The organism is Sphingopyxis sp. KK2 (assembly GCF_001990265.1).
Classification (GTDB): domain Bacteria; phylum Pseudomonadota; class Alphaproteobacteria; order Sphingomonadales; family Sphingomonadaceae; genus Sphingopyxis.
Genome location: NZ_LYVN01000042.1, coordinates 17460 through 29122, shown reverse-complemented (window position 1 = coordinate 29122; position 11663 = coordinate 17460). Strand labels below are relative to the sequence as shown.

General features: G+C 65.6%; 14 protein-coding genes. 3 read left to right on the top strand and 11 right to left on the bottom strand.

Features of this window, described 5'->3' with window-relative positions; genetic code table 11:
* Window positions 1–1009 (bottom strand): parallel beta-helix domain-containing protein (locus B1A78_RS09325; RefSeq protein WP_077146693.1); only part of this gene is annotated, 1009 nt, incomplete at its 3' end.
* 119 nt (window positions 1010–1128) lie between these two features.
* On the opposite strand from B1A78_RS09325, the gene B1A78_RS09320 reads away from it, so the two are divergent.
* Complete coding sequence (locus B1A78_RS09320; RefSeq protein ID WP_077146692.1) at window positions 1129–1545, top strand: DUF2147 domain-containing protein; 417 nt, start codon at window positions 1129–1131, stop codon at window positions 1543–1545.
* A 3-nt stretch (window positions 1546–1548) separates the two neighbouring features.
* On the opposite strand, the gene B1A78_RS09315 is transcribed toward B1A78_RS09320, so the two are convergent.
* Together B1A78_RS09315 and B1A78_RS09310 are read right to left on the bottom strand one after the other, a co-directional pair.
* Entirely contained in the window at window positions 1549–1968 is a 420-nt protein-coding gene (locus tag B1A78_RS09315; RefSeq protein WP_077146691.1) for a DUF2147 domain-containing protein, read from the bottom strand.
* Window positions 1969–1982: 14 nt separating this feature from the next.
* The gene (locus B1A78_RS09310) at window positions 1983–2681 is read right to left on the bottom strand and encodes an aspartate/glutamate racemase family protein (protein ID WP_077146690.1); all 699 of its coding nucleotides are present in this window, start codon (window positions 2679–2681) and stop codon (window positions 1983–1985) included.
* 114 nt (window positions 2682–2795) lie between these two features.
* On the opposite strand from B1A78_RS09310, the gene B1A78_RS09305 reads away from it, so the two are divergent.
* Window positions 2796–3194 carry a hypothetical protein gene (locus B1A78_RS09305; protein ID WP_077146689.1) on the top strand — a complete coding sequence of 133 codons (399 nt, stop codon included), beginning with the start codon at window positions 2796–2798 and terminating at the stop codon, window positions 3192–3194.
* Between the two features lie 15 nt (window positions 3195–3209).
* On the opposite strand, the gene B1A78_RS09300 is transcribed toward B1A78_RS09305, so the two are convergent.
* The 6 genes from B1A78_RS09300 to B1A78_RS23095 all read right to left on the bottom strand — a co-directional run bounded on the left by B1A78_RS09300 (window position 3210) and on the right by B1A78_RS23095 (window position 7685).
* Window positions 3210–4691, bottom strand: coding sequence for an NAD(P)(+) transhydrogenase (Re/Si-specific) subunit beta (locus B1A78_RS09300; RefSeq protein WP_372236872.1), 1482 nt, complete (start codon window positions 4689–4691; stop codon window positions 3210–3212).
* Window positions 4692–4698: 7 nt separating this feature from the next.
* On the bottom strand, window positions 4699–4980 hold the full coding sequence (locus B1A78_RS09295) for a proton-translocating transhydrogenase family protein (RefSeq protein WP_077146687.1): 282 nt from the start codon (window positions 4978–4980) through the stop codon (window positions 4699–4701).
* A 146-nt stretch (window positions 4981–5126) separates the two neighbouring features.
* Window positions 5127–5702 carry a fasciclin domain-containing protein gene (locus B1A78_RS09290; RefSeq protein ID WP_256837543.1) on the bottom strand — a complete coding sequence of 192 codons (576 nt, stop codon included), beginning with the start codon at window positions 5700–5702 and terminating at the stop codon, window positions 5127–5129.
* Between the two features lie 267 nt (window positions 5703–5969).
* The gene (locus tag B1A78_RS09285; RefSeq protein ID WP_077146685.1) at window positions 5970–6350 is read right to left on the bottom strand and encodes a hypothetical protein; all 381 of its coding nucleotides are present in this window, start codon (window positions 6348–6350) and stop codon (window positions 5970–5972) included.
* Window positions 6347–7468 (bottom strand): NAD(P) transhydrogenase subunit alpha, encoded by a 1122-nt coding sequence (locus tag B1A78_RS09280; protein WP_077146684.1) that lies wholly within the window; start codon window positions 7466–7468, stop codon window positions 6347–6349. The genes B1A78_RS09285 and B1A78_RS09280 overlap by 4 nt, the downstream gene beginning before the upstream one ends.
* 10 nt (window positions 7469–7478) lie before the next feature.
* Window positions 7479–7685, bottom strand: a complete 207-nt coding sequence (locus B1A78_RS23095; RefSeq protein ID WP_256837541.1) for an aa3-type cytochrome c oxidase subunit IV — start codon at window positions 7683–7685, stop codon at window positions 7479–7481.
* A 156-nt stretch (window positions 7686–7841) separates the two neighbouring features.
* Between B1A78_RS23095 and B1A78_RS09270 the strand changes: the two genes are divergently transcribed.
* Window positions 7842–9275: a sigma-54 dependent transcriptional regulator gene (locus B1A78_RS09270; protein WP_077146683.1), complete on the top strand. Its 1434-nt coding sequence runs from the start codon at window positions 7842–7844 to the stop codon at window positions 9273–9275.
* Here the strand turns inward: B1A78_RS09270 and folP are convergent, their stop codons facing one another.
* Together folP and B1A78_RS09260 are read right to left on the bottom strand one after the other, a co-directional pair.
* Complete coding sequence (folP, locus tag B1A78_RS09265; protein ID WP_077146682.1) at window positions 9276–10406, bottom strand: dihydropteroate synthase; 1131 nt, start codon at window positions 10404–10406, stop codon at window positions 9276–9278.
* Window positions 10406–11545: a site-specific DNA-methyltransferase gene (locus B1A78_RS09260; RefSeq protein WP_077146681.1), complete on the bottom strand. Its 1140-nt coding sequence runs from the start codon at window positions 11543–11545 to the stop codon at window positions 10406–10408. The genes folP and B1A78_RS09260 overlap by 1 nt, the downstream gene beginning before the upstream one ends.
* Between the last annotated feature and the right edge of the window lie 118 nt (window positions 11546–11663).

Genomic DNA, 11663 nt, shown 5'->3' with positions numbered 1-11663 from the left:
TCGCCCCGCCGAGCGCCGCCGCGATCTGCGCGCCGCCGTCGAACGCGGGGGCATAGCCCGCCTTGCCATGCTGGTTGTCGCGCACGACGATCTGGCGCGGCAGCGGCTGGTATTTCGCGTCCTTATGCTCGTAACGATAGCCGACGATCATCACATTTGCGGTGCCGTTCTGGTCGAAGTCATTCTCGAAAATCTCGACATGGCGGTTCGCCATGATCAGCACCCCGGTCCCCGTCGGCACGCTCGCGACGATATTGCCCTTCGGCGCGAAATTGGGCGTGCTGTTGTTGTTCACATCATTGTCGAAGACGCGGACATTGTGCCCGCCCTGCATCGGCAGGCTGGGCAGGTCGAACACCAGGATGCCGCCGGTATTCTTGGTCGCGATATTGTCGTGAACGTCGGCGTCATAGCTGTTCTCGATCTCGATCCCCGCGACATTCTCGGTCGCGATCGAATTGCGGACGACGATATTCTTCGACTGGCCCACGTAGATGCCTGCGTCCGACGCCCCGCGGACATAGACGCTGTCGACCAGCACGTCGGTGCTCTCAACGGGGTAGATGCCATAGGCGCCGTTGGTTTCCTTCGGTCCCGCGGTCCATTCGACGCGAACCCGGTGATAGACGATGCGGTCGGCGCCCTTCGACTTGATCCCGTCGCCCTTGGTGTTGAGCACCGCGAAATTGGTAAGCAACACATCGTCGCTGGTGACGAGCAGCCCCTCGCCCGCGCCCTGCTGGCCGCTGAAATCGAGGATCGACCCCTTGTCGTCGGTGCCCGCGCCGCGGATCGTGACATTGGCGACGTCGAGTGACAGCCCGTCGGTCAGGTGCCATGTCCCCGCCCCTAGTTCAACGACATCGCCGGGTTCGGCAACGATCAGCGCTTCCTGGAGTTTCTCATTGGCATCGCCGCCGCCGGCCGCGACGCTGATGGTCTTGGCATGCACAGGCGCGGCGGCCAGCATCACAGCGACCAACGGCAAAGCGAAATGATGGAATCGCATCAGACTCTCCCTTGTTTTTTGCCAGCATGGTGCAAGAGTGCAGCCATGCCAAGCCATGTTGCTGACATGGATGTAGCTAGGGTCAGGGTCGCAACCCCGCCCGTACCGGGGAGAATATTTTGAAACGCTTCATCATCGCGGCGACCGCCGCGTTCGTCGCCGCATCGCCGGCAGCGTCGGTCGCGCCGCAATCGATCACCGGCCGCTGGGCCACTGACGACGGCAAGGCCATCGTCGACATCTATGCCTGCGGCGCAAAATTGTGCGGCAAGGTCCACAAATTGCTGATCAAGCAGCCCGCTGGCGGCCAGCGCGACGAGCGCAACCCCGACAAAGCGAAGCGGACGCGCCATGTAACCGGCCTGCAAATCTATTGGGACCTCGCCGCCGACGGCAATGCGTGGAAGGGTCAGGGCTACAGCCCCGAGGACGGCCGCTATTACAAGGCGAACCTGACCGCCAAGGGCGCGAAGATGACGATGAAGGGCTGCGTCAGCGTTTTCTGCAAGACGGTGACGTGGACGAAAATGAGCTGATCGTCAGCGGGCCCGTTCCCAATAGTTCCAAAGGCAGATGAGGTTGGGGCCTGCGTCGGCGGGCACACATCGCCCCACCTTCAAACGATCGCCGTCGCGCTGGACGAGCGTGTCGCCGACCTGCCCGACTGCTGGCGCATAAACCTTACCGCGCCAGAAATCGCCTTCGACCTTCAAGTCGAAGAGGACGGGCACGCCGGACAGCGGTCGCCCTCGCAGCTTGGGGTCGGGATTGAACCGGTCCTTCGCTTCGCCCAGCGCCGGCCGGTTCAATCGCTCGACCTTGGCACAGAGATACTCGCCGCATGGCGCGATCTTGACGATCGGCTGTTCGGTGGAAATCTGCCAGCGCCCCTCGATATCCAGCGGCGCGGGCAACCCCGTCGAAGCCTGAAGCAGCAAGATCGCCAACCCCAACGGCATCGGCCCACCTCCTGCTAGGGCGCATCCCCCAATATCCAGTCGACCCCCGCCGCGACATGGATGCGCGTCGTGTCGTACACCGGCAGGACATTGGCGTCGGGATCGACGAGCATCACCAATTCGGTGCTCGCAAGGACGAGCGCCTGCACGTCCTGTTTCGCGATATCGGTGATAAAGGTCTTCATCGTGCGCCGCGAATTTTCGGTCACCTTGCCCTGCATCAACTCGTCATAGATGATGTTGTCGATCGCCTCGGCGCGCGCCGCATCATAGGGGGCGAGCGTCAGTCCGTGACGCACCAGCGCCTGCCGAAACCAGGGTTCGGTCATCACGTTGCGCGTGCCGATCACCGCCGCCGACTTCACCCCGTCGGCCTTCAATTTCTCGCCGGTCTCGTCGACGATATGGAGCAGCGGGATCGACACCGCACCCTCGATCTCCTTGGCGATCTTGTGCATCGAATTGGCCGCGATCATCAGCGCGGTTGCCCCCGCCGCCTCGAGCCGCTGCGCCGCCTCGATCAGCACATCCTTCGCATGGCCCCATTGCTCGGGCGTCGTCAGCCGCGACAATTCGCAATAATTCAGGCTTTCGAGGATGATCGGCGCCGAACAGGACGTCCCGATCCGCTTTTGCACCCCCTTGTTGAGGTGGCGGTAATAGAGCTCGGTCGCCGCCCAGCTGATGCCTCCGATCAGGCCGATCTTGCGCATTGTCGATTTCCCCGTTTTTGTGCCTTTGGCCGGGCTTAGCCAGAACGGCGGCCATGGTCGAGACAGGCGCGGCAATTTCTTTGACCCGCCGGGACGGGCCGCGCAAAAGACGCCATGGACAGCGTTCAGGCCTTTTACCGCGCGCAGATTGCCGAACAGGAGGCGGAAGCGGACCGCCATCTGTCGAGCAGCCACTGGGTCGATCGCTATACGGGCCGCAACGTCGGTCTCGACGAGCGCGAGGCGCTCGCCGCGATGCGCGTTGTCGATCCGGCACCGCTACCGGATGAGGAAGCCGACCCCACGCGCCACCGCGAGCGACTGATCGCCGAGTTGGAGGTCGTTGCCGATCGCTTTCGTATCGAGGCGCGCGATCCCGACGGTTACGGCATCGCCACCATCGGGACGGTGATCCGCCGCCTGCGCGAACTCGGGCAGGAAGCGCCGCCCAAAGCAAAACCCCCGCCGCCGTCGCTGGTCGCGCGGCTGCGGGGGCTGCTGGGTTTGCACTAGGCCTCGCGGCCGGGCTTAGTGGCCAGTGCCGCTCAGCGCCTTGACGATGTCGTCGGCCATCTTCTTGGCATCGCCGAGCAGCATCATCGTCTGGTCCATGTAGAAAACGTCGTTGTCGACGCCAGCATAGCCGACCCCGCCCATCGAGCGTTTCACGAACAGCACGGTCTTGGCATTGGCGACGTCGAGGATCGGCATGCCATAGATCGGCGAGCTCTTGTCGGTCTTCGCCGCCGGGTTGGTCACGTCGTTCGCGCCGATGACGAAGGCGACATCGCACTGCGCGAATTCGCCGTTGATGTCCTCGAGCTCGAACACCTCGTCATAAGGCACATTCGCCTCGGCAAGCAGGACGTTCATATGCCCTGGCATGCGCCCTGCGACCGGATGGATCGCATATTTGACGTTGACGCCTTCCTTCTTCAGCTGGTCGCCCATTTCGCGCAGCGCGTGCTGCGCCTGCGCGACCGCCATGCCGTAACCCGGAACGATGATGACATTCTCGGCCTGGCTCATCAGGAAGGCTGCGTCTTCGGCGCTGCCCGGCTTCCACGGCCGCTGTTCCTTCGACCCGCCCGAGCTGGCCGCGGCATCGTCGCCGCCGAAGCCGCCCGCGATCACGCTGATGAAGCTGCGGTTCATCGCGCGGCACATGATGTACGACAGGATCGCACCCGACGAGCCGACGAGCGCGCCGGTGATGATCATCGCGGTGTTGCCGAGCGTGAAGCCCATCGCCGCCGCGGCCCAGCCCGAATAGCTGTTGAGCATCGACACGACGACCGGCATGTCGGCGCCGCCGATCGGGATGATGAGTAGGAAACCGATCGCAAAGCTCAGCCCGGTGATCGTCCAGAACACCCAGGGCGACTGGTCCTGCGTGAAGTAGGCGGTCAGCCCGACGATCGCGGCGAGCGTACCGAGGTTGATGACATGCCGCCCCGGCAGCATGATCGGCGAGCCCGACATATTGCCATTGAGCTTGAGGAAGGCGATCACCGAGCCACTGAAGGTGATCGCGCCGATCGCGATGCCGAGCCCCATTTCGACGCGGCTGACGACATGGATCTGCCCCGCCGCATCGGCGATCCCGAAGGCCAGCGGATTGAGATAGGCCGCCGCCGCGACCGCAACCGCGGCGAGGCCGACGAGGCTGTGGAACGCCGCGACGAGCTGCGGCATCGCGGTCATCGCGATGCGCCGCGCCATGACGATGCCGATCACGGCACCGATTCCGATCGCGACGAGGATTTCGATCAGGCTGACACTGTCGAGGACGCCGGCCGCATCGACCGGCGCATGCGTCAGCAGCGTCGTGACGACGGCGATCAGCATGCCCGCCATGCCGAAGCGGTTGCCGCTCTGCGCCGTTGCGGGGCTCGAAAGCCCGCGCAGCGCGAGGATGAAGAGCACGCCCGACACCAGATAGGCGACGGCCGCCCATGGGTTCACGGCGAGGCCATGTTCGCCGGTCGCGGCCGAGAGGATCGCTTGCATGTCCATCTCAGCGCGCCTTCTTCTTGTACATCGCGAGCATGCGCGCGGTGACCGCAAAGCCGCCGAAGATGTTGATGCTGGCCATCACCACCGCGGCGAGGCCGAGCCACTTCGAGGTGGCCGAGCCTGCGGCCGCGCTGGCGATCAGCGCACCGACGATGATGACCGACGAAATCGCATTGGTCACGCTCATCAGCGGCGTGTGCAGCGCCGGGGTCACCGACCAGACGACGAAATAACCGACGAAGCACGCCAGGACGAAAATCGAAAAAATACCGATGAAATCCACGGCGAGCTCCCCTGCTGATTCCGCTTGGCGAACCTCTTGCCGCGCGTCCGCCCCCCTGTCGACTCTTAAAGACGCGCAAAAAGAAGGGCCCGCAATCGCCGGGTGGCGGATTGCGGGCCCTTCGGGACATTTTATGTCGCGGGCGATCAGCTCGCGGGGGTCGCCTCGGCGGCGGGCGCCGCTGCATCGGCGGCAGCCGGTTCGGCGCTCGGCGGGGTGATCGTCGGGATCAGCACGCCGTTCAGAACATGGACGACGCCGTTCGACTGGGCGAGGTCACCTTGCGTGATATAGCCCGTGCTGCCCATCGTGCCGTCGACCTTGATGTTGCCCTGCACCTCGGTGAAGCTGATTTCCTGGCCCTCGACCGTCGTCAGCTTAGCAGTCCCGCCGCCGGCCTTGATCTTCTTGTACAGGTCCTCGGCGGTCACCTTGCCGGGCACGACATGATAGGTGAGCACCTGCGCCAACGACGCCTTGTTCAGCGGATCCATCAGGAAGGCGGTCATCGCCTCGGGCACCGCAGCAAAGGCCGCGTCGGTCGGTGCGAAGACGGTGAAGGGGCCGGCACCATTCAGCGTGTCTTCGAGCCCGGCAGCGGTCAGCGCTTTCGACAGCGTGGTGAGGTCGGGGTTGAAGCTCGCGGCTTCGGCAACCGTCGAATCGGGTGCTTCTTCGGCGGCGACTTCATCGGCCATCGCCGACGCGGGAACGGCAAGCATGGTGGTCAAGGCAAGGAGGGGAGCAGCAAGAAACTTGGCACGCAGCATCAGATATTTCTCCGGATGTTGGGAATCGGGGTGAAACCCCTGCAACGCATACTACGCCATGACAGTTTCATGAAAAGGCCGAAATCAGCCATTTTTCCATTTCGTCTCCACCGCTCATCCCGCGGTAGTCTCGGCCCGCCTCAGCCGACCACAAGGATTCGCGCGCGCAGGTGCAGCACTTTCCGTGGATCGCGCTGGCGCTTAGTCCACGCTCTGCGGTCACCTTTCCCGCGACGAAAGCCGGGCAATTCGCGCCGCGACGCGCCCGACTAAACGGTCGGCGCAAACTGCTATCGCATCGACACATTTGCCATCGAACCGTGCCAGGACCCGGCCGTTCGCCGACCGCCCCTCCCTAAGGCTGACACGATAGGAAAAGCCGCCGCCACCCCGGTCGAGCGGCCTGACATTGCTTTCAGCATAAAGCGCAAAGCGCACGTCGTCGGCGGCCGACGCGGGGCGAAGGCGCACATGGCCCGCGATGGACCGATCAACCTGCTCGTAAAAGCGGACGCTCAGATCGTCGTCGCCGCTTCGCCAGAATGCCACCGGGATTTCCGGCCCTCCCGCCGCCAACAGCAGGAGGGACAGGATTATCACCCCAGCAGCCGCTCGTGTACCACCTTGCCGCCCTGCGTCAGGCGCACCGCGGTGCCGATTTCCTCGTCGAGCACGGGCTTGCCCGCTTCCTTGTCCCAGAAGGCCGAGAGGAAGTTGAACAGGTTGCGGCTGAACAGCGCGCTCGTGTCGGCGGGCATCAGCGCCGCGATATTCCTTGCGCCGATCACTGTGACGCCGTGGATCTTCTTCGCCTCGCCCGAGACCGCACCCTCGACATTGCCGCCGCTTTCGGCCGCCATGTCGACGATCACGCTGCCCGCGCGCATCGTCGCAAGTTGCGCGTCCGAAATCAGCCGCGGCGCGGGGCGCCCCGGGATCAGCGCGGTGGTAATGACGATATCCTGCTTGGCGATGTGCGACGACACCAGCTCGGCCTGTGCCTTCTGATATTCCTCGGACATTTCGGTGGCATAGCCGCCCGCGCCCTCGCCCTCGATCCCTGCGACGCTTTCGACGAAGATCGGCTTCGCGCCGAGCGACAGGATCTGTTCCTTGGTGGCCGAGCGCACGTCGGTCGCGCTGACCTGCGCACCCAGGCGCCGCGCGGTCGCGATCGCCTGGAGGCCCGCGACGCCGACGCCCATCACAAACGCCTTGGCGGCACTGACCGTGCCCGCGGCGGTCATCATCATCGGAAAGGCGCGGCCATAGGCGTTCGCCGCCATCAGCACCGCCTTGTAACCCGCGAGGTTCGCCTGGCTCGACAATATGTCCATCGACTGCGCGCGTGTGATGCGCGGCATGAACTCCATCGCCAGCGCCTCGATGCCGAGCTTGGCATAGTCGTCGACGCGCGCGCGCTCGCCAAAGGGATTGAGACCCGCCGCGAGCCAGGCGCCGTCGGCCATGCCCTTCAGCCCCTTCGGATCGGGTCCCTGGATGGCGAGGATGATGTTCGCGCCCTTCAGCACATCGGCGCGCGAGCCAACCGTGGCGCCCGCGGCGGCATAGTCGGCATCGGCGATCGACGCCTGCTCCCCTGCCCCTGATTCGACGGCAAGTTCGGCGCCCAGACCAATGAATTTCTTCACGGTTTCCGGGGTCGCGGCGACGCGGGTCTCGCCGTCGGCGAGCTCCTTCAGGACAGCGATGCGCATGCCGTGCCGGTCAGGAGATCAGGAGGACGACGAGGACGGTGACGATCGCGGTGATGATCGACCCCACTTTGAGCAGGCTCAGGAAACCCGTGTAGGTTTCTTCCGCTGCCTTCATTTCCTGCTGCTGTGCCATGGCTCTTTCCCCTTGTTCGCTGCCGGTTGCCGGCGGACGCGCTGCGACCGGCCCGGAATCGGCCTTCGCGCCGGTCTTAGCCATGCGGTCCGCGATGCTCAATAGGTGGTTTTGCACGTCGTACCCGCCCGCAAGGCCCCGCGGCGCTTAATCGCCCCTTTACCCCTTTGGCGTAGATTATTGGCTCAAAGCGGAACAGGCGGCCGGAAACGGCCGCCCATCGGGGGCAGAATCGCAACAATGGCAAGTGCGCGCGACACTCGAACGGTGATGATCGTCGACAGCGAACCGGCGCAGCAGCGCTTCCTGTCGGCGCTCGTGTCGCGTGGCGGCTGGCGCAGCGTCGTCGCCGGCGACACCGACACCGCGCTCGCCAAGCTCGGCACGCAGGAAGGCATGGCGCTCGACGCGGTGCTCGTCGACCAGGGCACGCCCGGCATGGAGATCGCCGAATTCGTCACCGAATTGCGCCGCTGGCGCCCGGCGCTGCCGCTGATCGTCATCACGATGCGCAACGGGGTCGAGGTCGCGGTCGCCGCGATGCGCGCCGGCGCCAGCGACTTCGTCCAGAAACCGATCGCGCCCGACCGGCTGCTGAACGCGCTCGACCGCATCACGACCAGCACCGGCCCGCAGGCCGAACTGCGCCCGCTCACCGAAAAGCTCCGCGCGCCGCTGGCGTTCGAGGAAATCATCGGGTCGAGCCCCAATTTCCGCAGCGCGCTCGCGATCGCCGCCAAGGCCGCGCGCGCGCGCGTGCCGGTGATGATCAACGGCAAGCCCGGCACCGGCAAGGAAGTCTTCGCCCGCGCGATCCACAGCGCATCCCCGCGCGCCCGCGGTGCGCTGGTGATGGTCGACTGTTCGGCGGTGTCGCCGGGTCTTATCGGATCGGGGCTGTTCGGCCACGAGCGCGGCGCCTTCCCCGGCGCCTTCGACCGCCAGGTCGGCCGCCTCGTCCAGGCCGACGCGGGCAGCATCATCATCGACCATGTCGAATGCATCCCGCTCGAAACGCAGGCGAAGCTCGTCGAATTCCTCAACACCGGCGAAGTGCAGATGATCGGCGGCAGCATCCGCCAGAGCGTCGACGTCCGCATCATCGCGACCAGCGCCAGCCCGCTCGACAAGCTGATCGAGGCCGGCCACTTCCGCGAAGACCTGTTCTACGCGCTGTCGAGCGCGCAATTCACCTTGCCCTCGCTCTCCGAACGCCGCGGCGACGTCGGCCCGCTCGCGCGGCACCTGCTCGCGCGCATCGGCGGGCTGCCCGGCATGGGGCCGATCGGGGTCACCGACGACGCGCTGCGCCTGCTCGCCGCCTATGCCTGGCCGGGCAATGTCCGCCAGTTGCAGGACGTGCTGTTCCGCGCCGCAGTGGCGAGCGAGACCGATGTCCTCACCAGCGCCGATTTCCAGGCGATCGACGCGACGCTCGCCGGCGGTGCGATGACCGGTCAGAACGACGTCGCGATCAACGGCGAGGCGATCGGCGTCACCCTCTACCTCCCCGACGGCAACCTCCGTCCGCTCGAGGAAATCGAAGCCGACGTCATCCGCCTCGCGATCGGCCATTATCGCGGCCGCATGAGCGAAGTCGCCCGCCGCCTCGGCATCGGCCGCTCGACGCTCTACCGCAAGCTGAGCGACCTCGGGATCGACACGGCGGCTTGATCAGGCGGTCAGCGCCGCATCCCTCAACCCGCGCCACACGCGCAGGGCCTGCCTATTCTCGGCGATGTCATGCACGCGCAGCAATTGCGCGCCCTGCGTCGCCGCCTGATAATGCAGCGCCACCGTGCCGCCGAGCCGCTGGTCGGCGGGCGCTTCATTGTCGAGCGCGCCGATCATCCTCTTGCGGCTCGCGCCGAACAGGATCGGACAGCCCAGGGAATGGAACAGCGCCAATCCGTTGATCAGCGCCAGATTGTCACCGATCCCCTTGCCGAAGCCGAGCCCCGGATCGACGACGATCTTCGCCGGGTCGACCCCGGCGGCGACGCACGCCGCGACGCGCTCGGCGAGCAGGTCATAGACGTCGAACAGGACATGGTCGTAGTCGCCGCCCTCATGCGGGTCGCTCTTGGCCGCGGGCGCGTGCATCAGCACCACCGGGCAGCCCGCCCTGACGACGACCTCCATCGCGCGATCGTCGAAGCGCAGCGCCGACACATCGTTGACGATGGTCGCGCCGGCGGCCAGCGCCGCCTCCATTACCGCGGCCTTGCGCGTGTCGATCGACACCGCGACGCCGCCCTTGGCGAGCCCTGCGACGGTCGCCTGCACGCGCTCGATCTCGTCGCCTTCCCACACCAGCGGCGCGCCGGGGCGCGTCGATTCGCCGCCGACATCGATGATCGCCGCGCCCGCCGAGGCCATCGCGAAACCGGCGTCGATCGCCGCCGCGCTGTCGACATGCTTGCCGCCGTCGGAGAAGCTGTCGGGGGTGACGTTGAGGATGCCCATAAGCTGCGGCTCGTTCAGCCGCACGACGCGCTCGCCAAGCTGCAACGCGCCGCGCGGGCGGATCACGCCCGCGCGCTGCTTCGCGGCCATCTCGACCAGATGATCGGGCATCGCCGCGACCCAGTCGGCGAATTCCGGGATGGTGACGATCGCCGACCTGACTACGCCCGTATCGCGCAGACTGACGTGCCACGCCGCGAACCAGACCATCGTATCGGCGATCCGCAGGCAGGCGTCGTCGAGTTCGTGCGGGCGATCGACGAAACAGGCCGGGCGGCAATAGAGCCGCGCATCGGCCGACGCCGCGCCGAGGTCGGGTTTGGTCAGCGGTTGGAACATCAGGCCTCGTTGGCCAGCAGCCAGTCCTGCCGCACCGCGTCGATCACGCGCAATTCCTTGCCCGTATCGATATGCCAGAAGGTCCAGCCGTTGCAGCTCGGCGCGCCCTGCACGCCCGCGCCGACCTTGTGGATCGACCCCGCGGGCTGGCCTTCGCAGTCGAGGCTGCCGTCGACGCGCACCGTCGCCTTCCAGCGGCGCTTCGTGTCGGTGAGCACCGATCCCGGCGCGATCATGCCGCATTCGACCAGCGTGCCGAAGGCGACGCGCGTCGCGGCCTTGGGCGCCATCATCGTCTTTACTGCGCTTTCGTCGAGCGGCAGCGCCATCTCGATGCGCTCGAGCGCGGCTTCGATATAATCATCCTCGCGTTCGATGCCGATGAAGTGGCGGCCGAGGCGCTTCGCGACCGCGCCGGTCGTGCCGGTGCCGAAAAAGGGATCGAGCACGACGTCGCCGGGGTTCGAACAGGCGAGCAGGATGCGATAGAGCAAGGCTTCGGGCTTCTGCGTCGGATGGACTTTCGTGCCGCCCTTCTTGAGCCGCTCCTGCCCGCCGCAGATCGGGATCAGCCAGTCGCTACGCATCTGGAGTTCGTCGTTGAGCGTCTTCATCGCGCGATAGTTGAAGGTATAGCGCGACTTCTCGCCCATCGACGCCCAGATCAAAGTTTCATGCGCGTTGGTGAAGCGCGTGCCCTTGAAGTTCGGCATCGGGTTCGCCTTGCGCCACACGATGTCGTTGAGGATCCAATATCCATTGTCCTGCAGCGCGGTGCCGACGCGGAAGATATTGTGATAGCTGCCGATCACCCAGATGCTGCCATTGGGCTTCAAGATGCGCTTCGCTTCCTTGAGCCAGGCATGGGTGAAGCGATCATAGGTCGCGAGGCTGTCGAACTTGTCCCATTCGTCGTCGACCGCATCGACCTGGCTGCCGTCGGGGCGATGCAGGTCGCCACCGAGCTGGAGGTTGTACGGCGGGTCGGCGAAGATCATGTCGACCGACGCGGCGGGCAGGCTGCGCATCATCTCGACGCAATCGCCCTGCAGGATGCTGTCGAGCGGCAGCTCGACCGGCGCGATCTTGGCCGCACGCTGCTTAACCGCGGGTGCCTTCACCCGTTCCATCACACCCATGTTTCGCCCCTGTCCCGCATGAAAAGAAGGCCCTGATGAGTCCGGCGGAGTCCGCCGTCAAGCCCGGAATCCTAGGGATTCCGGGTGTAATAATAGTTAACGGGACGGGAACGAAACG

What these genes read in the sequence shown, in the direction of transcription:
- B1A78_RS09315 (WP_077146691.1), bottom strand. Translation starts at nt 1,968, where the DNA reads ATGCCGTTGGGGTTGGCGATCTTGCTGCTTCAGGCTTCGACGGGGTTG.
- B1A78_RS09310 (WP_077146690.1), bottom strand. Translation starts at nt 2,681, where the DNA reads ATGCGCAAGATCGGCCTGATCGGAGGCATCAGCTGGGCGGCGACCGAG.
- B1A78_RS09305 (WP_077146689.1), top strand. Translation starts at nt 2,796, where the DNA reads ATGGACAGCGTTCAGGCCTTTTACCGCGCGCAGATTGCCGAACAGGAG.
- B1A78_RS09300 (WP_372236872.1), bottom strand. Translation starts at nt 4,691, where the DNA reads ATGCAAGCGATCCTCTCGGCCGCGACCGGCGAACATGGCCTCGCCGTG.
- B1A78_RS09290 (WP_256837543.1), bottom strand. Translation starts at nt 5,702, where the DNA reads ATGCTTGCCGTTCCCGCGTCGGCGATGGCCGATGAAGTCGCCGCCGAA.
- B1A78_RS09280 (WP_077146684.1), bottom strand. Translation starts at nt 7,468, where the DNA reads ATGCGCATCGCTGTCCTGAAGGAGCTCGCCGACGGCGAGACCCGCGTC.
- B1A78_RS23095 (WP_256837541.1), bottom strand. Translation starts at nt 7,685, where the DNA reads ATGGCTAAGACCGGCGCGAAGGCCGATTCCGGGCCGGTCGCAGCGCGT.
- B1A78_RS09270 (WP_077146683.1), top strand. Translation starts at nt 7,842, where the DNA reads ATGGCAAGTGCGCGCGACACTCGAACGGTGATGATCGTCGACAGCGAA.
- folP (WP_077146682.1), bottom strand. Translation starts at nt 10,406, where the DNA reads ATGTTCCAACCGCTGACCAAACCCGACCTCGGCGCGGCGTCGGCCGAT.
- B1A78_RS09260 (WP_077146681.1), bottom strand. Translation starts at nt 11,545, where the DNA reads ATGGGTGTGATGGAACGGGTGAAGGCACCCGCGGTTAAGCAGCGTGCG.